The organism is Isoptericola sp. NPDC056578, assembly GCF_042793275.1.
GTDB lineage: Bacteria > Actinomycetota > Actinomycetes > Actinomycetales > Cellulomonadaceae > Isoptericola.
The window spans coordinates 24,022-50,197 of the sequence record NZ_JBHTVC010000018.1; the positions used below are offsets into that span (position 1 = coordinate 24,022).

At 74.7% G+C, this 26,176-nt stretch carries 22 protein-coding genes; 11 read left to right on the forward strand and 11 right to left on the reverse strand.

The features are described 5' to 3' along the window. Window positions 1-5: 5 nt before the first annotated feature. Both hisC and ACFQ80_RS09405 read right to left on the reverse strand, forming a co-directional pair. Window positions 6-1,091: a histidinol-phosphate transaminase gene (gene hisC, locus ACFQ80_RS09400; protein WP_430563459.1), complete on the reverse strand. Its 1,086-nt coding sequence runs from the start codon at window positions 1,089-1,091 to the stop codon at window positions 6-8. Between the two features lie 21 nt (window positions 1,092-1,112). Beyond that, window positions 1,113-2,069 carry a RimK family alpha-L-glutamate ligase gene (locus tag ACFQ80_RS09405; protein WP_430563460.1) on the reverse strand — a complete coding sequence of 319 codons (957 nt, stop codon included), beginning with the start codon at window positions 2,067-2,069 and terminating at the stop codon, window positions 1,113-1,115. A 107-nt stretch (window positions 2,070-2,176) separates the two neighbouring features. Between ACFQ80_RS09405 and ACFQ80_RS09410 the strand changes: the two genes are divergently transcribed. Beyond that, entirely contained in the window at window positions 2,177-2,575 is a 399-nt protein-coding gene (locus tag ACFQ80_RS09410) for a phage holin family protein (RefSeq protein WP_429765549.1), read from the forward strand. Window positions 2,576-2,601: 26 nt separating this feature from the next. On the opposite strand, the gene ACFQ80_RS09415 is transcribed toward ACFQ80_RS09410, so the two are convergent. The 3 genes from ACFQ80_RS09415 to ACFQ80_RS09425 all read right to left on the reverse strand — a co-directional run bounded on the left by ACFQ80_RS09415 (window position 2,602) and on the right by ACFQ80_RS09425 (window position 5,616). Next, on the reverse strand, window positions 2,602-4,329 hold the full coding sequence (locus tag ACFQ80_RS09415; RefSeq protein ID WP_430563461.1) for a hypothetical protein: 1,728 nt from the start codon (window positions 4,327-4,329) through the stop codon (window positions 2,602-2,604). After that, window positions 4,326-4,565 (reverse strand): hypothetical protein, encoded by a 240-nt coding sequence (locus ACFQ80_RS09420; RefSeq protein WP_430563462.1) that lies wholly within the window; start codon window positions 4,563-4,565, stop codon window positions 4,326-4,328. Before ACFQ80_RS09420 ends, ACFQ80_RS09415 begins: the two co-directional genes overlap by 4 nt. A gap of 136 nt (window positions 4,566-4,701) precedes the next feature. Next, window positions 4,702-5,616, reverse strand: a complete 915-nt coding sequence (locus ACFQ80_RS09425) for a sigma-70 family RNA polymerase sigma factor (protein ID WP_430563463.1) — start codon at window positions 5,614-5,616, stop codon at window positions 4,702-4,704. 105 nt (window positions 5,617-5,721) lie between these two features. Here ACFQ80_RS09425 and ACFQ80_RS09430 point away from each other — a divergent pair, with 105 nt between their 5' ends. The 3 genes from ACFQ80_RS09430 to ACFQ80_RS09440 all read left to right on the forward strand — a co-directional run bounded on the left by ACFQ80_RS09430 (window position 5,722) and on the right by ACFQ80_RS09440 (window position 10,138). Beyond that, on the forward strand, window positions 5,722-7,086 hold the full coding sequence (locus ACFQ80_RS09430; RefSeq protein WP_430563464.1) for an FAD-binding oxidoreductase: 1,365 nt from the start codon (window positions 5,722-5,724) through the stop codon (window positions 7,084-7,086). Window positions 7,087-7,181: 95 nt separating this feature from the next. Continuing rightward, entirely contained in the window at window positions 7,182-8,675 is a 1,494-nt protein-coding gene (gene purB / locus ACFQ80_RS09435) for an adenylosuccinate lyase (protein WP_430551550.1), read from the forward strand. A 101-nt stretch (window positions 8,676-8,776) separates the two neighbouring features. Next, complete coding sequence (locus ACFQ80_RS09440) at window positions 8,777-10,138, forward strand: glycoside hydrolase family 6 protein (protein WP_430563465.1); 1,362 nt, start codon at window positions 8,777-8,779, stop codon at window positions 10,136-10,138. A gap of 37 nt (window positions 10,139-10,175) precedes the next feature. Here the strand turns inward: ACFQ80_RS09440 and ACFQ80_RS09445 are convergent, their stop codons facing one another. From ACFQ80_RS09445 to ACFQ80_RS09455, 3 genes are all read right to left on the reverse strand, one after another. Further along, complete coding sequence (locus ACFQ80_RS09445) at window positions 10,176-11,246, reverse strand: hypothetical protein (RefSeq protein WP_430563466.1); 1,071 nt, start codon at window positions 11,244-11,246, stop codon at window positions 10,176-10,178. Further along, complete coding sequence (locus ACFQ80_RS09450) at window positions 11,243-11,629, reverse strand: PadR family transcriptional regulator (protein ID WP_430551547.1); 387 nt, start codon at window positions 11,627-11,629, stop codon at window positions 11,243-11,245. The genes ACFQ80_RS09445 and ACFQ80_RS09450 overlap by 4 nt, the downstream gene beginning before the upstream one ends. 122 nt (window positions 11,630-11,751) lie before the next feature. Then, complete coding sequence (locus ACFQ80_RS09455; protein ID WP_430563467.1) at window positions 11,752-12,621, reverse strand: helix-turn-helix transcriptional regulator; 870 nt, start codon at window positions 12,619-12,621, stop codon at window positions 11,752-11,754. A gap of 113 nt (window positions 12,622-12,734) precedes the next feature. On the opposite strand from ACFQ80_RS09455, the gene ACFQ80_RS09460 reads away from it, so the two are divergent. Further along, window positions 12,735-13,508, forward strand: a complete 774-nt coding sequence (locus ACFQ80_RS09460; protein WP_430563468.1) for an SDR family oxidoreductase — start codon at window positions 12,735-12,737, stop codon at window positions 13,506-13,508. Between the two features lie 9 nt (window positions 13,509-13,517). On the opposite strand, the gene ACFQ80_RS09465 is transcribed toward ACFQ80_RS09460, so the two are convergent. After that, window positions 13,518-14,480, reverse strand: a complete 963-nt coding sequence (locus ACFQ80_RS09465) for an SH3 domain-containing protein (protein WP_430563469.1) — start codon at window positions 14,478-14,480, stop codon at window positions 13,518-13,520. 174 nt (window positions 14,481-14,654) lie between these two features. Here ACFQ80_RS09465 and ACFQ80_RS09470 point away from each other — a divergent pair, with 174 nt between their 5' ends. After that, window positions 14,655-16,283, forward strand: coding sequence for a glycoside hydrolase family 10 protein (locus tag ACFQ80_RS09470; RefSeq protein WP_430563470.1), 1,629 nt, complete (start codon window positions 14,655-14,657; stop codon window positions 16,281-16,283). 18 nt (window positions 16,284-16,301) lie between these two features. Here the strand turns inward: ACFQ80_RS09470 and ACFQ80_RS09475 are convergent, their stop codons facing one another. Continuing rightward, on the reverse strand, window positions 16,302-17,864 hold the full coding sequence (locus ACFQ80_RS09475) for an AbgT family transporter (protein ID WP_430551542.1): 1,563 nt from the start codon (window positions 17,862-17,864) through the stop codon (window positions 16,302-16,304). Between the two features lie 145 nt (window positions 17,865-18,009). Here ACFQ80_RS09475 and ACFQ80_RS09480 point away from each other — a divergent pair, with 145 nt between their 5' ends. Continuing rightward, window positions 18,010-19,386, forward strand: a complete 1,377-nt coding sequence (locus ACFQ80_RS09480; RefSeq protein WP_430563471.1) for a M20 family metallopeptidase — start codon at window positions 18,010-18,012, stop codon at window positions 19,384-19,386. A gap of 19 nt (window positions 19,387-19,405) precedes the next feature. On the opposite strand, the gene ACFQ80_RS09485 is transcribed toward ACFQ80_RS09480, so the two are convergent. Further along, on the reverse strand, window positions 19,406-21,352 hold the full coding sequence (locus ACFQ80_RS09485) for a calcineurin-like phosphoesterase C-terminal domain-containing protein (protein ID WP_430563472.1): 1,947 nt from the start codon (window positions 21,350-21,352) through the stop codon (window positions 19,406-19,408). A 279-nt stretch (window positions 21,353-21,631) separates the two neighbouring features. On the opposite strand from ACFQ80_RS09485, the gene ACFQ80_RS09490 reads away from it, so the two are divergent. The 4 genes from ACFQ80_RS09490 (at window position 21,632) to ACFQ80_RS09505 (ending at window position 26,134) form a co-directional block, all read left to right on the forward strand. Beyond that, window positions 21,632-22,990 carry an acetamidase/formamidase family protein gene (locus ACFQ80_RS09490; RefSeq protein WP_430563473.1) on the forward strand — a complete coding sequence of 453 codons (1,359 nt, stop codon included), beginning with the start codon at window positions 21,632-21,634 and terminating at the stop codon, window positions 22,988-22,990. Between the two features lie 53 nt (window positions 22,991-23,043). Then, a complete protein-coding gene (pgm, locus tag ACFQ80_RS09495) occupies window positions 23,044-24,735 on the forward strand; it encodes a phosphoglucomutase (alpha-D-glucose-1,6-bisphosphate-dependent) (protein WP_430551538.1) in 1,692 nt (563 codons plus the stop codon). 13 nt (window positions 24,736-24,748) lie between these two features. After that, window positions 24,749-25,600, forward strand: coding sequence for an SDR family oxidoreductase (locus ACFQ80_RS09500; protein WP_430563474.1), 852 nt, complete (start codon window positions 24,749-24,751; stop codon window positions 25,598-25,600). Between the two features lie 69 nt (window positions 25,601-25,669). Then, window positions 25,670-26,134, forward strand: coding sequence for a MarR family winged helix-turn-helix transcriptional regulator (locus ACFQ80_RS09505; protein WP_430551536.1), 465 nt, complete (start codon window positions 25,670-25,672; stop codon window positions 26,132-26,134). Window positions 26,135-26,176 lie beyond the last annotated feature (42 nt).

The following is a 26,176-nucleotide window of genomic DNA, read 5'->3' on the forward strand; positions in this document are numbered from 1 at the left end:
CGCCGTCAGCGCCAGGTCGCGGCGACGGCGAGGAAGGCGTCGTTCGCCTCGACCTCGCCGATGCTGACCCGCAGGCCGTCGCCGGCGAACGGGCGCACGAGGACGCCGGCGGCGGTGGCCTCGGCGGCGCGGGCCAGGGTCTCCTCGCCGAGGGGGAACCAGACGAAGTTGGCGTGCGTCTCGGGCAGGTCCCAGCCCTGCTCGCGCAGGGCGGCGGTGACACGGTCACGCTCGGCGACCAGCGCGTCCACCCGCTCGCGCAGCTCGTCCTGGGCCACGGGCTCGAGGGACGCCAGGGCCGCCCGCTGGGCGACGTGGTTGACGCCGAACGGCGTCGAGACGGCGCGGACGCCGGCGGCGAGGCGCGGCTCCGCGACGGCGTACCCGACGCGCAGGCCCGCCAGCCCGTAGGCCTTCGACAGCGTGCGGAGCAGGACGACGTTCGGGTGCCGGCGCAGCAGGTCGACGCCGTCGGGCGCCTGCGGGTCGCGCACGAACTCCAGGTACGCCTCGTCGACGATCACCAGCACGTCGCGCGGGACGGCGGCGAGGAACTCCTCCAGCTCGTCGGCGTGCACCACCGGCCCGGTCGGGTTGTTCGGCGTGCAGACCATGACCACCCGCGTGCGAGGCGTGACGGCGGCGGCCATGGCCGGCAGGTCGAGGCGGCCGTCCGCGCGCACCGGCACCGTCACGGCGGCGCCGCCCGCGACGGCGACGACGATCGGGTAGGCCTCGAACGACCGCCACGGGAACACGACCTCGTCGCCGTGCTCGACGACGGCCTGCAGCACGTGCCCGAGCACGGCCACCGAGCCGTTGCCCACGACGACCTGGTCGGCCGGGACGCCGACGTGCGCGGCGAGCGCCTCGACCAGCTCCGTGGCGTACATGTCGGGGTAGCGGTTGGTCTCCTCCGCCGCGCGCGTGATCGCCTCGAGGACGGACGGCAGGGGCGGGTACGGGTTCTCGTTCGACGACAGCTTCCACAGCTTCGCGCCCTCGGCGGGCCGCGCGCCCGGCACGTAGGCGGGCAGCGCGGCGACGGCGGCGCGCAGGGGGACGGTCGACGAGTCAGCGGGGGTGGTCACAGCGTTCAAGGATGCCACCGCTCAGTGCGCGCCCGACGCACCCGCCGTCACCGGCTCGCGGACCAGGCCGGCGAAGAACCGGGCGATCGCGTCCGCGGCCGGCACCTCGACGGCCCCCTCGACGTCCGGGCTGTAGTTGGTGTTCGTGTTGATGTCGTACGGCACGGTGCGGCCGTCGACCGTCTCGAAGAACTCGACCCCGGCGATCTCGATCCCCTGCTCGGCGAGCAGCCGCTCGAGCCGCTCGACGAGCGGGTGCTCGGCCGTGATCTCGGGCCGCAGGGCGAAGAGCGGCGGCGGGGCGACGCCGTCGGCGCCCGGCAGCGCGCACGCCTCGGCGGGGCACAGCTCGAACCCGGTCGAGGTGTCCACGCGGACGGCGTAGTGGAACCGGCCGCCGACGAACTCCGCCCGCGTGACGAACGGCTCCGGCGCGACGAGCAGCTCCTGCAGCAGCCACACGCCGTCGACGGGCTCGTCGAGGAGGCCCGCGTCCAGGGCGGCGGCGAACGTCTCGACGTCGTCGAACCGCTGCACCCCGAGGCCCTTGCCGCCGCGGTTGTGCTTGGTGATGAACGGCGCCCCGAACCGCTCCGCCGCCGCGCGCAGCGCGGCGCGGTCCGTGACGGCCGTCGTGCGCGGCACGTCGAGCCCGGCGGCCCGCAGCAGGGCGTACTGCCGCACCTTGCTCACCTCGAGCGCAGCGGCCCGCGTGCCGTTGACGACCCGGCGCCCGGCGGCCTCGGCGCGGGACAGCACCGCCTGCGCGGCCTCCGGCGCGTGCGGCACCCCGCGCGTGTGCGCGGACGCGCTGAGGCGCGACCAGTGCACGGCCCGGGGCGGCTCCTCGGCGAGGTCCAGGGCGACGGCGCCCAGGTGCACCGGTTCCAGCGGCACTCCGGCGCGGTCGAAGGCCCGCTCGAACGGCGGCAGCCAGTCGGGGTTGTCGTGCAGGACGAGGACGGAGGACTCGCTCACCCGGCGAGCCTACGCGCGTCGTCCGCGCGCCGGGACCCGGACGCCGAGCCTCGCGCCGCCGAGCGTCGCGCCAGCCTCGCGGGGGCATGACGTGCCACGATGGCGGCATGAACTTCATCGTCCGCACCCTCGTCACGGCCGTGGCGCTGTGGCTGAGCGACCTGATCTTCACCAACCTCGAGATCCTGCCCCCGTACGACGGCGACAACGTGCTCGAGTACATCCTGGCGGTCCTCGGCGTGGCACTGGTGTTCACCATCATCAGCAGCTTCGTGAAGCCGATCGTCAGCATCATCTCGATCCCGCTGCTCATCCTCACTCTGGGCCTCTTCTACCTGGTCATCAACGCCGGCGTGCTGTGGCTCACCACCTGGATCACGGACCAGGGGTGGTTCGGCGACTGGGGCGTCGACGTCAGCGGCGGCTTCTGGTGGTTCGTGTGGATCGCCCTCATCCTCGCCGTGCTCCAGGCGATCATCGGCGCGTTCGCGCCGAAGAAGGGCTGACGCAAGGCATCCTCAGCACGGCACGCTCAGTGCAGCATCGCCCCCGTCGGGTTCCCCGGCGGGGGCGACGTCGTCCCGAGCACGGTCGTCCCCTGGCCAGGGCCCGGGCCGGGCGCCAGGACGAGGGGCGGCTCCGGGTCCACCCGGCGCACCGCGAAGAACCTGGTGCGCGAGCGGGTGCCGTCGAGCAGCCGTTCCAGCCGGCCCGTCACCCCCGCCACCTGCACGTTCCCGGAGCGCTGCGCGGCCGACAGCGTGCGCAGGTGCGTGGGCATCGCGTGCGCGAGGGAGACGCTCCCGGCCGCCGCGACGTCGACCGGGTCGGCGGAGTCCAGCAACCGGCGCCCCACCGTGACACGGTCCACCGTGGCCGGCCCCTCCCCGCGGGACCGGCCGTCGACGTTCTCGACCAGGCTCTCCTCGTTCTCCACGTGCAGCGCCGGCACCCCGCCGGGGATCGCGAACGTCGCCGTCGGCGACCCGGCGGTCACCACGCCGCCCACCGGGTGCCTCGCGCGGAACCCCGGTGATGCCGCGAGCGCCGCCGCGGAGATCCCGCCGAGGCTGTGCCCCACCAGCACGACAGGCTCGTCCGGAGCCGCGCCCGCCGCGTCGAGGGCCTGCTCCACGGCCACGGACACGTCCGCCGTCTCGTGGGCCATGAGGCTCAGGTCGGTCGCCGCGTCGAACGGGTTCGAGGACGACAGGAACCGCTGCGTGCCGGGGATGAGCACGGTCCACGACGTCGTGCCGTCGCCGTGCACGACCTCCTCCACCGCGAGCGTCCCGGCGGGGACACCGGCCGCGGGCCGGTCGACGATGCCGCTGCCCTGGGGGTAGAGGTCCGCTGTGCGGGCGAGCGCCTCCGCGACGGAGCCCGCCGGCCGGTCGGCCCACCGGGGCCGCGGGCCGGCGAGGTCGGTGTCGGTCAGGGCGACCACCTGCGGCACGGAGTCCGGCAGCAGCGCGGCCACCACGTCGGACAGCGAGGCCGCGCCGCGCGTCACGGGGTCCAGCGCGGCGGCCGGGCCCTCCTCGATCCCCCGCCGCAGGTCCTGCCAGGTCAGCGGCCGGGTGGCGCTCAGCCCCGCCGCGAGCCCCGCGACCGCCTCGTCGGAGAGCGGCGCGACGGCCCGCCAGACGTCCGAGAGGCGCCCGCCGGCGTCAGCCGTCACGGGAGCCGTCGGCGGATCGGGGGGCCGGGCCGCCGCCGGCGCTGCCACGGCCGGAGCCGGGGAGCCGTCGCGCGCAGCCGCACCGTCCAGGGCGTCCGCCACGGACGCGACGGCGAGCACCGGCCTCGCCCCGAGCCCGAGCACGACCCCCGCCGCACCCGCCAGCAGCGTGACCGCACCGCCGGTGACACGCTGCGCCAGGCTCTCCGCCTCCCGGTACAGGCCGGCCGCGGAGCGCAGCCGGCGGGCGCACCGCTCCGCCGTCGATCCCCGCCCGCGCAGCCGGGCGCCCGCCTCGTCCAGCCGGGCCGCCGCCGTCTCCCGGCGCGCGGCAGCCGCGGCGTCGTCCTCCGGGACGCCGGGCAGCGCCAGGGCCGGTCGTGACCACGGGTCGGGGGCCCACACCGCGCCCCGCAGGGCCCCGGCGGCGCCGAGGCACCGGTGGGAGGCCTGCAGCAGCCGGTCCGCCGCGGCGTCGAGCAGCACGGCAGCGCCGTGCACGGCCTCCGCGTCGACCCGGGAGACGGCCCGGCCGCCCCGGACGTCCAGGGTCTCCTCGGGCGGCAGCCCGCGCGTCACCGGGCCAGCACCTCGGCCGCCTCCTCGAGGAGGCGCAGGTCGGCGTCGAGGCCGACGAGCAGGGCGGCGACGTCGTCGCGGAACCGGTCCGCCGCCGTCGACTCCCAGGCCACCGCGAGGCTGCGCCGCGCGCTCGCCGTGGCGTCGAGGACGTCGCGGTGCGCCGTGAGGACGGTGGCACGCGCGGCACCCGTGTCGGGGGCCGGGGACGAGAAGGGCGGAGCCGGTGAGGTCATGCCCGCGACGCTAGGCCGCGCCCTCGCCACGCCCGCCCGCCGCCCCCGACCCTGTGGACGACGTCGCCCTGGGGACAGGCTCCCGACCGCACGACAGGTGCCGGCGACGTCAACCGACGTCCGATGCCGACGTCCGCTACGACGGCAGCACCCCGACGAGCCGGTCGGCGTCGGACAGGATGTCGATGCCGACCACCCGGCCGCCGCGCACCGTGAACGCGAGCAGCGAGTAGACCGTGCCGTCGTCGAGCACCGTGACCAGCCCCGGCGACCCGGCCACGAGCGCGAGCCGCGAGAACCGCGCGGTGCCGAAGTGCAGACGGGCCTGCTCCGCCACGGCCCGCGCGCCGCGCAGCACGCGCGACAGGTCCCCCGGCCCGTAGTCGAGACGCACCACGACCTCGGGGTCGAGCAGCGCCACGAGGCGGTCGAAGTCGCCCGTCTGCGACGCCGCGAGATAGGCGGCGACGACCTCCCGCCGACGCGCGACGTCGTCCTGCGCGGGTACCGCGTCACGCACCTTGCGGCGCGCGCGGCTGGCGAGCTGGCGCGTGGCGGGGAGCGACCGGTCCAGGAGCGGCGCGATCTCCTCGAAGGGGACCGCGAACTGGTCGTGCAGCACGAACGCGACGCGCTCGGCCGGCGCCAGCGTGTCCAGCACGACCATCAGCGCGGCGCCGACCTCGTCCTGCTCGACCGCCCGCCGCTCGGGGTCCTCCGGCCCGTCGACCGGCGCCACCTGCAGGTCCGGCAGGCGCCCGTCCCACGCCTGCCCTTCCCCCGCCGATCCGTCCCACGCCGTCTCCCGGCGCGTGGCCCGCGAGCGCAGCAGGTTGAGCGCGACTCGCCCGACGATGGTGGTGAGCCAGCCGCCGAGGTTCTCCACCCCCGCGCTGCCCGCCGCGTGCGCGCGCACCCAGGCGTCCTGCACGGCGTCCTCGGCGTCCGCCGTCGAACCCAGCACGCGGTAGGCGACCGAGCGCAGGTGCGGCCGGAACGCCTCGAACTGGTCCGCCGTGAACTGGCCTGCCGCGAACTGATCCGTGCTCACCGGTCACACTCCTTCGTCGGGCCGTGTCAGAGAGGTGACAGCGCACGCTGCCGGTGACACCGAACCACGAGAGTGCGACACCGGCCCGACGGACCAGGAGCCCGCATGACCTCCCTGACCTCGAACGATCTGGCCTCGACCGACACCTTCTCCCACGCCCTCGCGAGCGACCTCGCGGGCCGGCTGCTCCTGCCCGGCGACGAGGGCTTCGACGCCGCCGCCACGCCCTGGAACCTCGCCGTCCGGCAGCCCGTCGCGGCCGTCGTCGAGGCGGCCGACGCCGACGACGTCGCCGCCACCGTGCGGCACGCGCGCGCCGCTGGGCTCACCGTCGCCGCGCAGTCCACGGGGCACGGCGCGTCGGGCGACGTGGCGGGCACTGTCCTGCTGCGCACCCGGGCGCTCGACGCCGTCGAGGTGGACCCGGCACGCCGCACCGCCCGCGTCGGCGCGGGGGCGTCGTGGGGCGCGGTGCAGGCCGCCGCCGCGCCGCACGGCCTCACCACCCTGCTCGGCAGCGCGCCCGGCGTCGGCGCCGTCGGCTACACCCTCGGCGGCGGGCTCGGCTGGTTCAGCCGCGCCCACGGCCTGGCGGCCGACCACGTGCGGTCGTTCGACGTCGTCTCCCCCGCGGGCGAGCAGGTCACCGTCACCGCGGCCGACGACCCCGAGCTGTTCTGGGCGCTGCGCGGCGGGGGCGGCGACCTGGCCGTCGTGACGGCGATGGAGATCGACCTGGTCGAGCTGCCCGCGTTCTCGGGCGGCAAGGTCGCCTGGCCGGCCGCGCGCGCCGCCGAGCTGCTCGCGGTGTTCCGCGAGGTCACGGCCGCCGCACCGCCCGAGCTCAGCGTCTGGCTGTCCCGGGTGGAGGCGCCCGGCGCCCCGGCCGTCGTCGTCGTGCACGCCGCCCACCTCGGCGACGCGGCCGAGGCCCGGACCCTGCTCGCACCGTTCGCCGCCGTTCCCGACGTCCTCGGGCCAGGCGTCCACGCCGCGATCGGCCCGGTCGCGTTGGCCGACGTCGGCGACATCGCCGCCGACCCGACCGACCCCGCCGCGGGGAAGGGGCGCGCCGAGCTGCTGCGCGGCATCGACGACGAGGCGGTGGAGCGCCTGTTCACGATGTCGGTCGCGCCGCTGCTCATGCTCCAGCTGCGGCACCTGGGCGGCGCCCTGGCCGCGCCGGCGGACGACGCGGGCGCCCTCGGCGCGATCTCGGAGCCGTACCTGCTGTACGCGTTCGGCCTGGCGTTCGAGCCCGGCCTGGCGACCGCCGTCGGGCACCGGCTGGAGGCGCTGCCGGCCGAGCTCGCGGGGAACGCCACGATGCGCAAGCCCGCCACGTTCCTCGCCCCGGGCGAGAGCGCGGCGGCCGCGTACGACGGCGCCGCGCTCGCCCGCCTGCGCGACCTCAAGCGGTCCCGCGACCCGCTCGGCACGGTCCGCGGGAACTACCCGCTCCTCGGCTGACCACCCCGACCGCTGCGAGCACGAAGACGGCCCGGTTCGCGGACTCGGACCGGGCCGTCTTCGTGCTCACAGCACCTCGGTGGGCCCATGGGAGAATGTGGGCCGTGACCTCCCCCGCGCCGCAGACCTCGCCGTCCGACGTCCAGACCCGCGTCAACCTCGCGGACGTCACCCCGCCGATCGCCCTCGGGCCGCTCGACGGCCGCTACCGCGGCGCCGTCGCGCCGCTGGTGGACCACCTCAGCGAGGCCGCGCTCAACCGGGCGCGCATCCACGTCGAGGTCGAGTGGCTGGTCACGCTGTGCAACGGCACGACGGCGGCCCCCGGCGCCGTCGTCCCCGGCGCCCCGACGCTGACCGACGCCGAGATCGCCTACCTGCGCCGGATCCCCGCCACGTTCGGCGCGGACGAGATCGCCGAGCTCGCCGCCATCGAGCGCGAGACCGTGCACGACGTCAAGGCCGTCGAGTACTTCATCAAGCGCCGCATCGCCGCCGCGCCCGAGGCCCTCGGCGAGACCAGCCTCCCGGCCGCGAGCGAGCTGGTGCACTTCGCGTGCACGTCCGAGGACATCAACAACCTGTCGTACGCGCTCATGGTGCAGGGCGGGGTGCGCGACGTGTGGCTGCCCGCCGCGACCGCGCTGACCGACCAGCTCGCCGACATGGCGCGCGAGCACGCCGCGGTCCCGATGCTGAGCCGCACGCACGGGCAGCCGGCCACCCCGACGACGATGGGCAAGGAGCTCGCCGTCCTCGCGCACCGCCTGCGCCGCCAGCTGCGCCGCGTCGAGGGCGCCGAGTACCTGGGCAAGCTCAACGGCGCGACCGGCACCTACGGCGCGCACGTCGTCGCCGTCCCCGGCGCCGACTGGCCCGCGGTCTCGAAGGCGTTCGTCGAGCACCTGGGCCTGGTGTGGAACCCGCTGACCACGCAGATCGAGTCGCACGACTGGCAGGCGGAGGTCTACGCCGACGTCGCCCGCTTCAACCGCATCCTGCACAACCTCGCGACCGACGTGTGGACGTACATCTCGCTGGGCTTCTTCACGCAGATCCCGGTCGCGGGTGCCACGGGCTCGTCGACGATGCCGCACAAGGTCAACCCGATCCGGTTCGAGAACGCCGAGGCGAACCTCGAGATCTCGTGCTCGCTGCTCGACACCCTGTCGGCCACGCTCGTGACGTCCCGCCTGCAGCGCGACCTCACCGACTCCACCACGCAGCGCAACATCGGTCCCGCGTTCGGCCACTCGCTGCTCGCGATCGACAACGTCCGCCGCGGCCTCAAGGCGCTCAACGTCAACGCCGCGCTCATGGCCGACGACCTCGACCACAACTGGGAGGTGCTCGGCGAGCCCGTCCAGTCGGCCATGCGCGCCGCGTCCGTCGCCGGTGTCGAGGGCATGGAGAACCCGTACGAGCGGCTCAAGGAGCTCACCCGCGGCCAGCGCGTCGACGCCGCCCGGATGCGCGAGTTCGTCGCGGGCCTCGGCCTGCCCGACGACGTCGCCGCTCGCCTCGCGGACCTCACGCCCGCGTCGTACACCGGCGTCGCCGCGCGGCTGGTCGAGGACTACCTCGCCTGACGCGGCGTCCTGCGCCGTCCGAAGCGTTTAGGAGCTCCCAGGCCGCGCCGGCGCGCTCCTAGCGTGGCCCCGTCCGCACCCACGACGCGACGGAGCCTCGCATGCGCACCGAACGACGCCCTCGACCGACCTCCCGGGTCGCCACCCTCACCGCGGCCGTGCTGGCGGGCGGCGCCGGCCTCACCGCCGGCGCCGTCACCCTCGCCACGTCCGCCGCGGGCGCGACGACGGCCTGCGAGGTGGACTACGCCGTCACGAGCTCGTGGCAGGGCGGGTTCCAGGCCGACGTCACGCTGACCAACCTGGGCGACGCCCGCTCGGGGTGGGAGGTCTCGTGGCGGCAGGCCGACGGCGACCACGTCTCCCAGGTCTGGAACGGCCGGCTCGTGCAGGACGGCGCGCAGGTGCGCGTGGCCGACGCCGGCTGGAACGGCACGCTGGCGACGGGCGCGACGGCGTCCTTCGGGCTGATCGCGACGTCGGCGGGGGCGGCGAAGGTGCCGGCGAGCTTCAGCCTCGACGGCGTCGCCTGCACGGGCGACCTCCCCACGACGGACCCCTCGGACCCGCCCACGGAGCCGACCGACCCGCCCACCGACGACCCCGGTGAGCCCGGCGGGCCCGCCGACGCGACGTTCTTCGTCGACGAGGGCACGCAGGCATGGGACGCCTGGCAGGCGGCGTCCGGCACCTACCGCGCGCTGCTGGAGAAGATCGCCACCACGCCGCAGGCGTCCTGGGTCACCGACGCCGACTCCGCCGAGGCGAGCGCCGGCGTGGCCGACTACACGGGCCGGGCCGCCGCGGCGGGCGCGACGCCGCTGCTGGCGGTGTACGCGATCCCGGGCCGCGACTGCGGCTCGCACTCCGGCGGCGGCACGGACGAGGCCGCGTACCGCGCCTGGGTCGAGCAGGTCGCGGGCGCGATGGTCGGCGAGCCGTGGGTGGTGCTGGAGCCGGACGCCCTCCCGCAGCTCGGCGACTGCGACGGCCAGGGCGACCGCGTCGGGATGCTGGCCGACGCCGCCCGCATCCTCGACGAGGCCGGCGCCCGCGTGTACCTCGACGTCGGCCACTCGGCCTGGCTGCCCGCCGCGGAGGCGGCGTCGCGGCTGCAGCGGGTGGGGCTGGAGCACGTCGCGGGCTTCGCGCTCAACGTGTCCAACTACCGCACCACGGACGAGTCGCGCGCCTACGGCGAGGAGGTGTCCGCCCTGCTCGGCGGCGTCCCGTTCGTCGTCGACACGTCGCGCAACGGCAACGGCTCGAACGGCGAGTGGTGCAACCCGCGCGGCCGCGCCCTGGGTGAGCGGCCCGCCGTCGTCGACGACGACAGCCACCTCGACGCGCTGCTGTGGGTCAAGCTGCCCGGCGAGAGCGACGGCGCCTGCAACGGCGGCCCCGCCGCCGGCGCATGGTGGCAGGAGATCGCCCTGGAGCTCGCCCGCAACGCGAGCTGGTAGCAGCCCCGCCCCCTCGCCGAACAGGCGGTCGACACCGTTATGGGCCTCCGACGACGCCCGTTCCGGGACCGACCGCCTGTTCGGCGTCGAGCCGGAGGCGGGCCCGCACCTCTGCGAGCTCACCGATCCGGTTCACGACCCACCGGGCCGAGCACGCCGCCCCGAGCGAGAGCGCGAGCAGACCGAGGACGTTGCCCAGGTCCACGGTGCTCGGGTCGACGGAGCCCGACCAGAAGAACTGCGACCCGCCCAGCACGATCCCGGTGAGAACCCCCGCCATCAGCGGCACGGCCTGCCGAGTCCGCGCCCAGAGCGTCGCGGCCAGGCCCAGGACCATGAGCGGCGCGACGAGGGCCTCGGTCGACCACGTCGTCGAGGCGACCGACGACCACCACGGCAGGCCGAGGTGCCCCGCGTCCGCGACCGTGGCCAGGACGTAGGCCACCACGGCGAGCGCCATGCCCGCCGCGGTGATCGCGGCGAGCCGACGGTCGTGCTCGGACGCTCGGCAGCGCGCGTGCTCGACGACCACCAGGGCATGCGCGGCGAGCCCGACCGCCCATCCCGTCTCCAGGAACGCCGCGTGCGCCTGGCCGATGGCGAGGAGCGCACCGACGGTCAGGGCCGCGACCACGGCGGCCGCGGCCACGAGCGTCCGGCCTGCCCGGCCCGCACCCGTCAGCAGCGCGACGACTCCGAGGGCCCAGATCGCCCAGGCCACCACCATGGGCACGGTCGACAGGAGCGGCGGTGCCCCGTCCTGGGAGACCAGCGAGGCCGCGTGGCCGCCTGCCCTGACGGCCGGGACCGCGAGCAGCGCCGGGAGCGCGACGCACAGCAGCCCGGTCCCGGCACGCCGCTCCGGCGCCGTCGACCCCAGGGGCGCGAGCGCCCATTCCCGCGCGGCGGCGCGCAGCAGGTCGACGACGTCCCCGCGCGCGGGCCGCGACTGCCCGGGCGCGGCGGCGTCGAGCAGGTGCCCGAGCATCTCGGCGCCGTGCGCGCGCCGGTACGCGAAGGGGAACAGCCGCAGCAGCCGCCGGTAGTCGCGCACCAGCGCGGGGACGACGGCGGTCGCCTCCGCCCTCTCGGGACGGTCGGCGCTCATGCCGGCACCTCCCCCAGCCCGCCGGCGACGGCGCGGCCCGGTCGCGACGTCCGGCGCGCCGCGAGCCGGTCGAGCGCCTGGCGGGCCTGCGCCTCCGACCGGCGGGCCTCGGCGTCGAGCCGGGCGCCGCCCTCGACGGTCAGGCGGTAGTAGCGCCGCAGCCGGGAGTCGACCACCTCCTCGTGGTCCACCTCGACCAACCCGGCGGCGACGAGCCGGTCGATCGCGCCGTAGAGGGTGCCGGCGCGCAGGGTGACACGGCCGCCGGAGCTCTCCTCGACGTCCTTGGAGATGCCGTACCCGTGGGCCGGCCCCTGCGCCAGGGCGGACAGGACGAGGAACGCGGGTTCCTGCAGCGGTCTGGGTGCGGGCTTCGATGCCATGCCGAGGACCATACTCTCGTCACAAGGGTATGCACCACGACGCGCCGGTCGCCGAACATGCGATGTCGCACCGAATACCCGTCGACTCCGTGCGCAACCGCCTGTTCCGCGACGGGCAGGGGTCAGCGCGCCATGGCCTGCTGCCCGACGACGGCGAGCAGGGCGAGCTTCTCCTCCGCCTCGGAGCGCGGCGGCGCGGTGAGCACCAGCAGCGCCTGGGTCTGGTCCTCGGTGAACAGCACCTGGCAGTCCAGCTCGATCGGCCCGACCTGCGGGTGCATGAGCGTCTTGTGGTCGGCGAACCGCTGGTGCACCTCGTGCCGGTCCCACAGCTCGGCGAACTCGGCGCTGCGCGCCCGCAGCTCGCGCACCAGCTCGCCCGCGCGCGAGCGCGGCCCGAGCATCCCGTGCGCCACGCGGAGCGTGGAGACGAGCGAGCGCCCCTGCCGGTCGCGGTCGTCCTCGGGGTACAGCAGCCGCTCGGAGGGGTCGGTGAACCAGCGGTAGACGTCGCTGCGCGCCCACCCCGTCAGCGCCGACCGGTCGCCCAGCAGCGCCACGGCGAGGTCGTTGGCCACGAGCGTCTCGCCGAGCGCGGACAGCACGAGGGCGGGCGTGTCGGACAGGCGGTCGAGCACGCGCAGCAGCGCGGGCGACACGTGGGACGACATCGTCACCCGGTCCGGCGTCCCCCGACCGGCCACGCGGAACAGGTAGTCGCGCTCGTCGTCGGTGAGCCGGAGCGCCCGAGCCAGCGACGCGAGCATCTGCTCGCTCGGCTGCGGGCCGCGCTGCTGCTCCAGCCGCGTGTAGTAGTCGGCGGACATCGCCGCGAGCGCCGCGACCTCCTCCCGCCGCAGCCCCGCGGTCCGACGTCGCGCCCCGGCGGGCAGGCCGACGTCGGCGGGCTGCACCGCCTCCCGACGACGTCGCAGGAACTCGGCCAGCTCTCGACGGTCGGCGGCACGCTCGGTGCGTCCTTCATGAGCCATGCGCCCATCGTCCGCCGACGACGCCGGTCGAGCCAGGCCGTAGCCAGGGATCGCCGGTCCCCCGACGACCGCTCCTCTCCCGCCCGGGCGGCGGCCCGCGCAGGGTGGTGGCCATGGACCTCACCCGCAGCACCGTCTTCGTCCCCGGCGCGACCAGCGGCATCGGCCTCGCGCTCGCCCTCCGGCTCCAGGCCCGCGGCAGCACCGTGATCGTGGGCGGCCGCCGCACCGCCCTGCTCGACGAGATCGTCGCCGCCCACCCCGGGATCGACGCCGTCCGCATCGACACCGCCGACCCGGACAGCATCGAAACCGCACGACGCGAGGTGCTCGGGCGCCACCCCGACCTGGACGCCGTCGTCGCGATGGCCGGCATCATGCAGGCCGAGGACTGGACCTCCGAGGACTTCCTCGCCACCGCCGAGCGCACCGTGACGACCAACCTGCTCGGCCCGATCCGCCTGGCCGCCGCGTTCCTGCCGCACCTGCGCGCCCGCGCGGGCTCGGGCGCGGGCGCCGCGTTCGTCACGGTCTCCTCCGGGCTGGCGCACGTGCCGCTCGCCGTGACGCCCACCTACAACGCGACGAAGGCCGCGATCCACCGGCTGAGCGAGGGCATCCGGCTCCAGCTCGAGCCGGCGGGGGTGCGGGTGATCGAGATCGTGCCGCCCGCGGTCCGGACGGCCCTCATGCCGGGGCAGGAGGACAACCCGGTCGCCATGCCGCTGGACGCGTTCGCGGACGAGGTGGTCGAGCTCCTCGCGGCCCGGCCCGACGCCCACGAGATCCTCGTCGAGGGCGTGAAGCCCCTCCGCTTCGCGGAGACCTCGGGCGCGTACGACGCGACGGTCGCGCGGCTCAACGCCACCGACCGTCACGCCGCCTGACGCCCGCGCTCAGGGCTTCGTCGACCCGACGTACTTCGACGCGACGTAGCCCTGGCGGCCGTTGACGAAGACCTTGACCCACCCGCCGGAGGAGTCCCAGATCTTCTTGACGGCCTTGCCCTTGTTGAGCGTGTCGATCGCCTTGTAGCCGGTGCCGGGGCCCGAGCGCAGCCGCAGGCCGTCGACCTTGACGTAGCGGGTGCCCAGCGAGGTGAGCCCCGGCGAGACGTAGTTCGCGTGCATCCAGCCGGTGGTGCCGCCGTAGGTGACCTTGCGCCACACGCCCGAGCCGGCGCCGGGCTTGGCGGTGAGCCAGCGGTTGACCTTGACGGTCTTGAGCGTGCGGTAGCCGGTGCCCGGGCCCGAGCGCAGGTTGACGCTGGTGGTCGTGTAGTAGGTGCACGACTTGGGCACGACGCGCTTGTTGGCCCACGCCGCGCCGGTGCTGAGGTTCGCGCCGTGGTTCTTCATCCACGGCAGCGGGTCGGTGGTGCTGCCCGACCCCTTGTACGCGCCCTTCCAGATCTCCAGGTGCAGGTGCGGCGCGGTGGAGGTGCCGGAGCTGCCGACGTCGGCGATGCGCTGGCCGCGCTTCACGTACTTGCCGGCCTTCACGTACTTGTCGCCGTCGACGACGTGGCCGTAGACGGCGAAGACCTTGCCGCCGTCGGCGTTGGAACGCACCACGACGACCTGGCCGAAGCCCGGCGCCGAGCCCGCCTTGATGACGGTGCCCGGCGCGACGGACTTGATCGCGGTGCCCTTCTTGGCGCTCATGTCCTGACCGAGGTGGTACGTGGACGCCGCCTTGATCGGCATGCATCTCGGCCCGTAGTAGGACGAGAGCCCGTAGCTCTTGTCAGGGAGCGGCCGGACGGCGGCCGTCGCCGCCCCCGCTCCCGCGATTCCTGTCGTGAGCGCCACGGCCGTGGCGATCCCCATGGTGACTCCGGTCGTGATGATGCGTCGCACGGTGCGCATGGTGGTGCCCTCTCAGCGTCAGGGTCCTGAGGCATCGTTGCCCAGCCGCACGGTAAGCACAGGGTGCGGGGTGGCGCGCGCGGTGCCGCATCCGCGACACTCGTCTTCACAGGTACCCGTGAGCGTGAAACTCCCTTACCCACGCCTGACCACCGGAGGTCTGCAATGACGCACCCCGTTCCGACCGGCCGAGCCGACCACAGTGCGAGTTCCCGCGCCCTCGGCCGCCGCGGCTTCCTCTCCCTCGCGACGGCAGGTGTCGCCGGCTCGGCGCTGTCCGTGACCGTCGGCTCGATGGCCCCCGCCGCCGCGGCGACGGCGGAGGCGGCCGGTCCCACGGCCCGCAAGCGCGAGCTGCGCGCGATGTGGATCTCGTCGGTCGTCAACATCGACTGGCCCTCGCGCACCGGACTGACCGCCGACGAGCTGAAGGCCGAGTACCTCCACTGGCTCGACGTCGCGGTGGGCATGAACCTCAACGCCGTCTTCGTCCAGGTCCGGCCGACGGCGGACGCCTTCTGGCCCAGCCCGTACGAGCCCTGGTCGCAGTACCTCACCGGCACGCAGGGCGGCGACCCGGGCTTCGACCCGCTCGCGTTCGTCGTCGCGGAGACGCACGCCCGCAACCTCGAGCTGCACACCTGGTACAACCCCTACCGGGTCTCCATGCAGGCCGACCCGACGAAGCTCCTGCCCGAGCACCCGGCCCGCCAGCACCCGGACTGGGTGTGGCCGTACGGAGGCAAGCTCTACTTCGACCCGGGCCTGCCGGAGGCGCGCGAGCACATCTACGCCGCGATCCTGCACAGCGTCGAGCACTACGACATCGACGGCGTGCACTTCGACGACTACTTCTACCCGTACCCCGTGGCGGGCCAGACCCTGCCCGACGCCGCCACGTACGCCGAGCACGGCGGCGGTTTCGCGACGGTCGAGGACTGGCGGCGGCACAACGTCGACGAGTTCGTCCGGACGGTCTCGGAGCGCATCAAGGAGCTCAAGCCCTGGGTCAAGTTCGGCATCAGCCCGTTCGGCATCTGGCGCAACGCGTCGACCGACCCGCGCGGCTCGGACACGGGCGGCTCGCAGAGCTACGACCTGCAGTTCGCCGACACCCGCAAGTGGGTGCTGGAGGGCTGGCTCGACTACATCAACCCGCAGATCTACTGGCAGTTCGGGCTCGCCGTCGCCGACTACCGCAAGCTCGTGCCGTGGTGGGCCGAGGTCGCGGCGACGTCCGGCACCCACCTGTACATCGGGGAGGCGCTCTACAAGGTGACGTCCGGCGTGTTCACCGACCCGGCGGAGCTGAGCAACCACCTCACGTTCTGCGCGGAGGTGACGGCGCAGGGCACGCCGGTGCTCGGCAACGTGTACTTCTCCGCCGTGCACGTGCCGCAGGACCCGCAGGGCTCCATGTCGCGCGTGCGCGCCGACCATTACGCGCACCCCGCGCTGGTCCCGACGATGCCGCACCTGGCCGGCACCCGCGTCCAGCCGCCGGTGCTCACGCACGCCCGCCCGGGCGGCGACGGCGTCGAGCTGCGCTGGGTGGACGCGGCACCGCACCGTCGTCGCGCGACGTCGTTCGCCGTCTACCGGGCCGCCGGGAAGGACGCCCGGGTGGACGTCGAGGACGCCACGCAGCTCCTCGGCACGGTCCGCTCCGACGGCGGCGTGCTGCACGGCTTCACCGACGCGACGGCGGTACGCGGCGAGCGTTACGCCTACGCCGTCACCGCCCTCGACCGGCTGTGGAACGAGTCGGCCCCGAGCCGCACGCAGCGCGCGTGAACCGTCCCGGCGACGGGATCATCCGTCCAGGAAGATCCCGTTGCCGGGCCCCACGGGCAGGTCGAGGAAGAAGAACACGCTGAGGATGGCCGCCCACACCAGCCAGAAGCAGACGGTGAACGGCAGCAGCCGGGCCATCACGGTGCCGAGCCCGGCGCTCGGCTCCCACCGGCGCAGGTAGGCGAGCAGCACGATCATGTACGGGTTGAGCGGCGTGATGATCTGCGTCGCGGAGTCGCCCACGCGGAACGCGGCCTGCACGAACGCGGGCTCGTACCCGATGAGGGCGAACATCGGCACGAAGACGGCGGCCATGAGCGTCCACAGCGCCGAGCCCGAGATGATGAACAGATTGAGCAGCGACGCGACGACGAGGAAGCCGAGGATCGCGCCGTAGCCGGTGAGCCCGATCGACTCGAGCGCGGAGGCCCCGGACACCGCGATCCACTGCCCGACGCCGGACCAGTTGAACAGCGCGATGAACTGGCCGAGCACGAACGCCAGCACGACGAACCCGATCATGTCCTTGAGCGCCTGGCCGAACATGATCGGCACATCCTCGATGCGACGCACCGTCCCGACCGCGCGCCCGTAGACGATCGCCGGCACCAGGAACATCGTGAAGACGATGAAGACGATCGAGCTGAGCAGCGGCGACTCGGGCAGGAACGCCCCGTCCTCGTTGCGCCACGGCGACGCCGGCACGAGCACGGCGGCGACCATCACGGCGGCCACGCCGAGGGCCACGACCAGGGCGTTCCGCAGCCCGCGCCGCTCGTCGTCCGTGGTGGCGGCGGACGCGTTCGCGAGCGGGTCCTCCCCGTCCTCCACGACCTGCTCCATGGGCACGCCCTGCCGGCGGATGCGCGGCTCGAGCACCTTGTCGATGAGGAAGCCCGCCAGCAGGGCCAGGGCGATCGACGAGACGGCGTTGAAGAACCAGTTCGACAGCGGGTTCACGGGCGAGCCCGGGTCGGGCAGGATCTGCGCGACCGAGCTGGTGATGCCCGCGAAGAGGGCGTCGAGGCTGGTGACGAGGATGTTCGTCGAGTACCCCGCGCCGGCCGCCGCGAACCCGCCGAGCAGGCCCGCGACCGGGTGCCGACCCGCGGCGCGGAACACCATCGCCGCCAGCGGCGGGATGATGATGAACGCGGTGTCCGACATGATGCTGCCCATCACGCCGACGAAGCCGACGGCGTAGGCGAGCGCCCACCGCGGCGCGGACCCGAACGCGTACCGCACGGCGGCCCCGAGCAGCCCCGACTTCTCCGCCACGCCCACCGCCATGAGGATCGGCAGCACCGTGACGAGCGGCGGGAAGCCGAGGAAGTTCTCGCCGAGGTTCTCGGTGAGCCAGGTCATCCCCTCGGCGGTGAACAGGCCCTTGACCTCGACGACCTCGTCGCTGCCGGGCATCTGCACGGTGACCCCCGCGAGCGCCATGCCCGTGGACGCCAGCGCGATGACGCCGAACAGGATGAGGAACAGGGTGAACGGCTCGGGCAGCTTGTTGCCGACCCGTTCGACGAACGCCAGGAACCGGTCGGTGCGGGATCGTGCGTCGACGGAGGTGGTCACGCGGTCTCCTCGGGTCGGCCCGCCACCGCGGGCGTGTCCGCCCGAACGTAGTGGCCCCGGTCATCCGTCGCGAGGCATTCGTCCGCATCGTGAGATTCGCGTCGTTCCTCCCGTCCGCCGCGACCGCTTCCCTACGATGCCTGACATGACCGTGCCCGACGCCGTGCCCCACGAGGACCACGTTCCCCCCGCCCGCCCGAGCACCGCCTACCTCGACCACCTGTTCCACGAGAGCGAGGAACGCCGGCGGGCGGCCCCGCCGTCCGACGTCGCCCCCTCCCTGCTGCCCGACGCCGTGGCCGACGCCGTCGAGCGCGCGGCCGAGGCGCTCGAGCCCGACCTGCGCGACGTCGTCGAGCGGCTGCACGCCGACCCGGAGCCGGCCTGGGAGGAGCACCGCAGCGCCGCCCTGCTGGTCGACGTCCTGGCCCGGCACGGCGTCGAGGCCGAGCTGGGCGCGCACGGCGTGCCGACGGCCTTCCGGGCGGAGCTCCGGGGGGCCGCCGACGGGCCGACGATCGCGATCTGCGCGGAGTACGACGCGCTGCCCGTCATCGGGCACGCCTGCGGGCACAACGTCATCGCCGCCGCGGGCGTGGGCGCGTTCCTCGCGCTGCGCGACGTGCTGTCGGGCGAGGGCCACTCGGGCGCGGCGCCCGCCGGCCGCGTCGTCCTGCTCGGCACGCCCGCCGAGGAGGGCCACTCCGGCAAGGAGGTCCTGGCGCGCGCCGGCGCCTTCGACGACGTGGACGCGGCGATCATGGTGCACCCGTACGGGCAGGACGTCGCCGAGCAGGTGTGGCTCGGCCGGCGCCTGCTCACCTGGACGTTCACGGGCCGCCCGGCCCACGCGTCCGCCCAGCCGTTCATGGGGCGCAACGCGCTCGACGCCGCGAACCTCGCCTACCAGGGCATCGGCCTGCTGCGTCAGCAGCTCCCGCCGGTGGACCGCGTGCACGCGACGGTCGTCGAGGGCGGCACCCGGCCCAGCATCATCACCGAGCGCGCCGTCATGCGGCTCTACGCCCGGTCGAAGTACCCGGACACCCTGCGCGACCTGTCCGCGCGGCTCGACGACGTCGCGCGCGGCGCGGCGCTCATGACCGGCACCGAGGTCGAGATCGTGTGGGACGACGGCGCCCTGCCGAGCCTGCCCGTGCGCACCAACGCGGCGCTCACGGAGCGCTGGGTGGCGGCGCAGCGGCGACGCGGGCGCGACCCGCTGCCGCCCGGTGTGGTGTCCGAGACGCTCGCGGCGTCCACCGACTTCGGCAACGTGTCGTTCCGCGTGCCCGGCATGCACCCGCTGATCCAGGTCTCGGCGCCCGACGTGGCGCTGCACACCGCCGAGTTCGCCGACGCCGCCGGCGGACCCGCCGCCGTGCCGGCCGCCGTCGACGGCGCCGTCGGGCTGGCGCTCACCGCGCTGGAGTACCTGTCCGACGACGCGCTGCGGACCGCCGTGCACGACGAGTTCGTCGCGCACGGCGGCCCGCTGGACGTGCCGACCTACTTCGACTGAGGAGATCGGCGGGTGCCGGTCAGCGTGCGCTGAGCTCCGCCGGGTCGGCGGGGCCCTGCGGCGCCGGCTGCACCGGCGCGTCGTCGCTCGGCACGTCGCCGCGCAGCACGGTCGCGGTGGCGGCGGGCCGGTCGTCGGCCACCGTGAACCGCAGGGTGTCGGTGAACTCCCGGCCGTGGTTGTCGGTGGCCGTCACCGTCGCGGCGTGCGTGCCCGCCCCGAGGTCCTCGGGGAGCGGCAGCCGCCACAGGTGCGCGTTCGACCGCGTCGCGTTCCCGCTGGTGAGCAGGTTGCGCGTGGCCGCCGTCGGGTCGGAGTACTCCCAGCCGGTGCGCAGCGACTCGCCCGTCATCGGCTGCGTGTGCTCGGCCTCGACCGCGGCGCCGTCGTCGATCGACACCTCGACGTGCGCCGCCGACGAGCCGGCGTAGAAGTTCGCGGTGAGCCAGCTGTCGCCCGCGAGGTCCTCGGCGCTCACCAGACGCTCGTCGCCGAGCGCGGGCGCGTCGCCCTCCTTGCCGCCGTCACGCCACGCGAGCGCCTCGCCGGCCCAGTCGCGCCAGTGCGGCGTGTTGACGCCGAGCGCGAGCTGGAGGTCGTCCGGCTCGCCACGGACCGTGTACCGCTCCGCGAACGCGTTGCCGTCCAGGTCCAGGGTGAGGACGCCCGGGCGGGCGCCGTCGGCCATGTACGCGAACGGCAGGCCCTGCTCGTCCAGCCCGCCGGAGTACCAGTCGCCCGAGACGGCGCCGGCCACGAGCTGGGTGTGCTCGAGCTCCTCGACGCCGCCCGCCTGCCACTCGGCGCGGGTGTCGCCCGGCAGCAGGTTCTCCAGCATGTGCGTGTGCCCGCCGACGGTCACCGCGTTGCGCCCGCGGAGCACGTCGTACAGCTCCGGCGCGTTGTCCGTGATGACCTGGCGGTGGTCGACGATCGGGGCGTGGGCCGCGACGACGACGAGCTTGTTCCTCGGCACCTCCGCGAGGTCCGCCTCGAGCCAGGCGAGCTGCTGCTCGTCGACCTTCTCGAGGTAGCCGCCGTTCTTGCCGTCCGGCTTGGCGCCGTTGTAGACGATGTTGTCGAGGACGACGACGTGCGCCTGCCCGACGTCGTAGGAGAAGTAGCCGGGCCCGACCTCCTGGCGGAACGTGTCCAGGGACCGGGAGTCGTCGGCGGCGTCGTAGTCCATGTCGTGGTTGCCGGGCGCCATGCGGACCGGGCCGTTCGCGGCGGCGTAGATGTCCTTGAGCTCGGGGTAGAGGCTCAGGTCGTCGCCCACGTTGTCGCCGAGCAGCAGGATGCCGCAGCTCGCGTAGTCGTCGCGGGCCATGAGGTCCGCGACGGCCCCGTCCCGGGCGTAGCCGACCTGGGTGAGGTCGTACGTCTGGGTGTCGGCCGCGATCGGGCAGCTCTGCTTCGCCCTCCCGGTCGCCTTCGACTTCCCGAGCGGGAAGTTGACCGCCTTCGGCAGCGGCCCGGTGGGCTCGAGGCCGCCGTACCTCAGGTCGGGCGACCCCTCGGGCAGGTGGTTGTAGCTGAACTGGGCGATGGCGTTCTCGTCCACCGGCACCTGGTAGCCCGCGGGCTGGGTGACGAAGACGGTCATGTCGTCGAAGGCCGGGATGCTGTAGCGCCCCTTGCCGTCGGTCGTGACGACGTCGCGGCCGTTGGACACCTGGACGCCGGCGACGCCCTTCTCGCCCTTGTCCTGGGTGGAGTCCTCGTCCTTGTCGTGGAACACGGTGCCGGTGAGCACCTCGGGGTCGGCGGCCTCGCCGCGCACGACCTCGACGTGGCCGGTGTACAGGCCGGCCTGGGCGCGCTGGGCGGCCGCGGCCGCCTTGACCTCGGCCGGGTCGGGCGACGGCGCGGCCGCGGCGCCGGGCGCCACGAGGACGAGCCCGACGAGCGAGGCGGCGCCGGCGGCGGCGGCGGCACAGGCCTGGCGGATGCTGCGGGGGTTCATGTACTTCCTCCGGGGTCGTGAGAGAGCGGATCGAGTACACGCCCTCGTCAGGGCGCTCCGGCATGCCGATGGCGACGACGGTAGGCGGCCGAGGCAACCGTCCGGTGTCGCCGAGACGCCGGGCAGCGGAACGCCAGGGCGTCCTCGGCGAACTCCCAGCGAACGCGGCCCGTCCGTTACCCGGCGGACACCGGCGGCGAACACGCCCGTCATGCGCGCTCCCTACCGTCGGGCGCACCCGGAGGACGGGGCCCTGCCGCACGAGCACGAGGAGCGCACATGCACGACGGACGAGACGCTGCCGAGACCCTCACCGCCGGCCTCGGCCGCCGACGCTTCCTCCAGGCCGCGGCCGGCGTGGGCGCCGGGGCCGCGCTGACCGTCGGGGCGGCGGCCCCCGCCGCCGCCACCTCGGGCGGCACCACCGCCGCGGGCCGGGGCGGGGCGGCGGGCTTCGGCGGCATCCTGCAGCCGGGCCGGGGCCGCATCCGCGGGGACCACTACCTGCGCTCCGACGTCGACGACGTGCTGTGGGGCTACGTCCCGTCGGTGCACGCGACCGCCGTGGCGCGCGTCCGGTCCGGCCGCACGATCACGATCGACTCGGTGTCGCACGAGGGCATCCTCGAGGACCAGGGCCGCGACCCGGTCGCCTGGTTCGGCGAGCGTGGCATCCACCGCCGCGAGGTGCTGGACGACGCCGTCGCCATCGCCGGCGGCTACGACCGCACCTCGCGCAACTTCGACGCCGACGGCCCCCACGTCATCACCGGCCCCGTGCACGTCGAGGGCGCCGAGCCCGGCGACGTGCTGAAGATCGAGACGCTCGACGTCGTCCCGCGCGTGCCGTACGGCGTCATCTCGTCGCGGCACGGCAAGGGCGCGCTGGCCCTCACCGCCTCCGGCGCACCCGCCGGCATCACGCTCGACGAGGTCATGCCGCCCGTCGCGACGGACGGCCGCGGCACCGGCGTCCCCACCGAGTACGGCAACGTGTCGGTGCTCGCGCAGATCCGGGGCGGCAAGGCGGCGATCGGCGAGGGCCGGTCGCGCGTGTCGTTCCCCCTGCGGTACTTCTTCGGCACGATGGGGGTCGCTTTCTCGGAGAACACCGGCCTCACCGCCCCCGAGGCCAACTCGATCCCGCCGACGCTCGGCGGCGGCAACATCGACATCAGCCGCCTGGGCGCGGGCTCCACGTTCTACCTCCCGGTGCGCGCGCCGGGCGCGCTGTTCTACGTGGGCGACCCGCACATGGCGATGGGCGACGGCGAGGTGGCGCTCACCGCGATGGAGGGCTCACTGCGCGGCACGTTCCGCCTCACGGTGTGCAAGCCGGGCTCGGGCGACGCGCCGTCCGTCGCCTACTCGTACCCCTTCGCGGAGACGGAGGACGCCTGGATCCCCATCGGCCTGTCCGACCCGGACGGCGCCGTCGGCGGCAACGGCAGCGACCTCGACGTCGCGATGCGGCGCGCCGTCGTCAACGCCCTCGACTTCCTCGAGCACGACCAGGGCCTGGACCGCGCGATCGCGTACGCCTACCTGTCCGCGGCGGCCGACTTCGCCGTCTCGCAGGTCGTGGACCGCACGGTGGGCGTGCACGGGCTGGTGCGCAAGGCCGACTTCCGACGCTGACGGCGCGCGGGACCGCCCTGACGCCCGACGGCGACGACTGGCAAGATCGACCCATGCACGAGCGCGCAGGGAAGCCGGCCCAGGACATCGACCTCATCGACGTCGACCAGGTGGTGGGGGCGTACTACGACCTCGTGCCGGACGTCTCCGACCCGGCGCAGCAGGTGGTGTTCGGCACGTCCGGGCACCGCGGCTCCAGCCTGGACACGGCGTTCAACGAGGCGCACATCGCCGCGATCACGCAGGCGATCGTCGAGTACCGCGCGTCGCAGGGCACGGACGGCCCGCTGTTCATCGGCCGGGACACGCACGCGCTGTCTCTGCCGGCGTGGCAGACGGCGCTGGAGGTGCTGGCTGCGGCGGGCGTCACGGTGATGGTCGACGCGCGGGACTCGTTCACGCCGACGCCCGCCGTGTCGCAGTCGATCCTCATCCACAACGGGGCGACGACGGGCGACGGCGTGCGCACGCAGGGCCCCGGCCTGGCGGACGGCATCGTCGTCACGCCGTCGCACAACCCGCCGCGCGACGGCGGCTTCAAGTACAACCCGCCGCACGGCGGCCCCGCCGGGTCGGAGGCGACCGGCTGGATCGCCGACCGCGCCAACGAGATCCTGCGCACCGGCGGGCTCGCGTCCGTGCGCCGGGTCGCGCTCGAGGACGCGCTCGGCGCCGACACCACGCACAAGCACGACTTCCTCACCACGTACGTGGACGACCTGCCGAACGTCGTCGACCTCGAGGCGATCCGCACGGCCGGCGTGCGCATCGGCGCGGACCCGCTGGGCGGCGCGTCGGTGGAGTACTGGGGCGCGATCGGCGAGCGGTACGACCTCGACCTCACCGTGGTGAACCCGCAGGTGGACCCGCGCTGGTCGTTCATGACGCTCGACTGGGACGGCAAGATCCGCATGGACTGCAGCTCCCCGTACGCGATGGCGTCGCTGGTGGAGCGCATGGCCGGTCGTGACGGCGGCGACGCGCCGTTCGACGTCGCGACCGGCAACGACGCCGACTCGGACCGGCACGGCATCGTCACCCCCGACGCCGGGCTGATGAACCCGAACCACTACCTGGCCGTCGCGATCGAGTACCTGTACGGCGGCGCGCGGCCGGGCTGGCCGGACGGCACCGCGGTCGGCAAGACGCTCGTGTCGTCGGCGCTGATCGACCGCGTCGTGGCGGGCCTGGGCCGGCAGCTGGTCGAGGTGCCGGTGGGCTTCAAGTGGTTCGTGCCCGGCCTGCTGACCGGCGAGGTCGGCTTCGGGGGCGAGGAGTCGGCCGGGGCGTCGTTCCTGCGCCGCGACGGCCGCGTCTGGTCCACGGACAAGGACGGCCTGCTGCTGGCGCTGCTCGCCTCCGAGATCATCGCGACCACGGGCCGCACGCCGTCCGAGCACCACGCCGACCTCGTCGACCGTTACGGCGAGTCCTGGTACGCCCGCGTGGACGCGCCGGCCACGCGCGCGCAGAAGTCGCGCCTGTCGGCGCTCTCCCCCGACGAGGTCAGCTCCACGACGCTCGCCGGGCAGGACATCACGGCGACGCTCACCGAGGCGCCGGGGAACGGCGCGAAGGTCGGCGGCCTCAAGGTGACCACCGCCGACGCGTGGTTCGCCGCGCGCCCGTCGGGCACGGAGGACGTGTACAAGATCTACGCCGAGTCGTTCGTGTCCGCCGACCACCTCGCGGAGGTGCAGGCGGCCGCGAAGGAGCTGGTCGACGGCGCGCTCGGCGACGCCTGACCGGCCGCCCGCCGTGCCGGCTCCCCGCACCTACGTCGTCACCGGCGCCGACTCCGGCCTCGGCCGGGCGGTCGCGGACCTGCTCGCCACGCGCGGGCAGGTGATCACCTGCGGGCTGGCCGACGACGTGGACGTGCGCGCCGACCTCACGACCGCCGCGGGCCGGGCCGACCTCGTCGAGCAGGTGCGGTCGCTCGGCGGCGGCCGGGTCGACGGCCTCGTCGCGGCGGCGGGAGCCGGCGCGCCCCGGCCGGAGACGGTGGCGCTGAACTACTTCGGCGCCACCGCCGTGCTGGAGGGGCTGCGCGGGTGCCTGGCGGCGTCGGACGCCCCGGCTGCGGTCGTCGTCTCGTCGTCGTCGACCCTGAACCGCGGCAGCGGCGCGCTGGTCCGCGCCTGCCTCGGCGGCGACGAGGAGCGCGCGCTCGCCGTCGCACGCCGACTGGTCCGCACCGGGCGCGGGAGCCAGCTCTACCGCTCGAGCAAGGCGGCGCTGAACCTGTGGGCACGGTCCACGGCCGTGTCGCCGGCGTGGACGCGCGCGGGCATCGTGCTCAACGCCGTGGCCCCGGGGATCGTCGCCACGGACGTCGTGACCCGCACCTGGGCGCGCGACCGGCTGCTGCTGGAGACGGCGCTCCCCCAGCCCCTCGGCGCGCCCGGGCCGGTCGCGCCGGTCGCCGACCTGCTCGCGTTCCTGGTCTCGCCGGAGAACCGCTTCATGACCGGCCAGGTCGTCTACTGCGACGGGGGCACCGACGCCCTCACGCGCGGCGGTCGCCCGCAGCGGGTGTACCTGCGGTACGGCGTCCGTGAGATGGCGACGATGTGGCGCGAGGCGCGGAGGCGCGCGACCACTCCCTGACACCCATTTGATTTCAGCAGGCAACCTTTTTATGTTTGCTCCCCGCAACCAATATGGGGGTGGGCAAGCATGCCTGAGCACGTGCGGTACGAGGAGCTCCAGCGCCAGCTGCGCGCCGTCGGCGCGGTCAAGCGGACCATCGTGCGGAACCTGCCGCAGGACTGCGCCGTCGGGCCGACGGCCGTCATGTCGACCCTGCGCCGCCAGGGGCCGATGCGGCTGAGCCGCCTCGCCGACCAGCTCTGGCTCGACCTGTCCGTCACCAGCCGGCACGCGTCGCACGCCGTCGAGCAGGGCTGGGTCGAGCGCACGCACGACCCCGACGACCGGCGGTCCTGGATCCTCAGCCTCACCCCGGCGGGACGGCACAAGCTCGAGCAGATCTCCGAGCGCACCACCGGCCTGTTCGCCGAGCGGATGGGCGACTGGGACGACGCCGAGATCGACCGGCTGACCGAGCTCATGGCGCGCCTGCACGGCAGCTTCGCCGAGTGCCCGACGTCGGCCCGCGCCGCCGTCCCCGCCCGGGCCTGACGGCCCCCGCCCCCACCTCGACCCCGCAGCACCTCGAGAGGA

What these genes read in the sequence shown, in the direction of transcription:
- ACFQ80_RS09485 (WP_430563472.1), bottom strand. Translation starts at nt 21,352, where the DNA reads ATGAACCCCCGCAGCATCCGCCAGGCCTGTGCCGCCGCCGCCGCCGGC.
- ACFQ80_RS09450 (WP_430551547.1), bottom strand. Translation starts at nt 11,629, where the DNA reads ATGGCATCGAAGCCCGCACCCAGACCGCTGCAGGAACCCGCGTTCCTC.
- ACFQ80_RS09480 (WP_430563471.1), top strand. Translation starts at nt 18,010, where the DNA reads ATGACCGTGCCCGACGCCGTGCCCCACGAGGACCACGTTCCCCCCGCC.
- ACFQ80_RS09430 (WP_430563464.1), top strand. Translation starts at nt 5,722, where the DNA reads ATGACCTCCCTGACCTCGAACGATCTGGCCTCGACCGACACCTTCTCC.
- pgm (WP_430551538.1), top strand. Translation starts at nt 23,044, where the DNA reads ATGCACGAGCGCGCAGGGAAGCCGGCCCAGGACATCGACCTCATCGAC.
- purB (WP_430551550.1), top strand. Translation starts at nt 7,182, where the DNA reads ATGTGGGCCGTGACCTCCCCCGCGCCGCAGACCTCGCCGTCCGACGTC.
- ACFQ80_RS09440 (WP_430563465.1), top strand. Translation starts at nt 8,777, where the DNA reads ATGCGCACCGAACGACGCCCTCGACCGACCTCCCGGGTCGCCACCCTC.
- ACFQ80_RS09455 (WP_430563467.1), bottom strand. Translation starts at nt 12,621, where the DNA reads ATGGCTCATGAAGGACGCACCGAGCGTGCCGCCGACCGTCGAGAGCTG.
- ACFQ80_RS09505 (WP_430551536.1), top strand. Translation starts at nt 25,670, where the DNA reads ATGCCTGAGCACGTGCGGTACGAGGAGCTCCAGCGCCAGCTGCGCGCC.
- ACFQ80_RS09470 (WP_430563470.1), top strand. Translation starts at nt 14,655, where the DNA reads ATGACGCACCCCGTTCCGACCGGCCGAGCCGACCACAGTGCGAGTTCC.
- ACFQ80_RS09460 (WP_430563468.1), top strand. Translation starts at nt 12,735, where the DNA reads ATGGACCTCACCCGCAGCACCGTCTTCGTCCCCGGCGCGACCAGCGGC.
- ACFQ80_RS09420 (WP_430563462.1), bottom strand. Translation starts at nt 4,565, where the DNA reads ATGACCTCACCGGCTCCGCCCTTCTCGTCCCCGGCCCCCGACACGGGT.
- ACFQ80_RS09445 (WP_430563466.1), bottom strand. Translation starts at nt 11,246, where the DNA reads ATGAGCGCCGACCGTCCCGAGAGGGCGGAGGCGACCGCCGTCGTCCCC.
- ACFQ80_RS09410 (WP_429765549.1), top strand. Translation starts at nt 2,177, where the DNA reads ATGAACTTCATCGTCCGCACCCTCGTCACGGCCGTGGCGCTGTGGCTG.
- ACFQ80_RS09490 (WP_430563473.1), top strand. Translation starts at nt 21,632, where the DNA reads ATGCACGACGGACGAGACGCTGCCGAGACCCTCACCGCCGGCCTCGGC.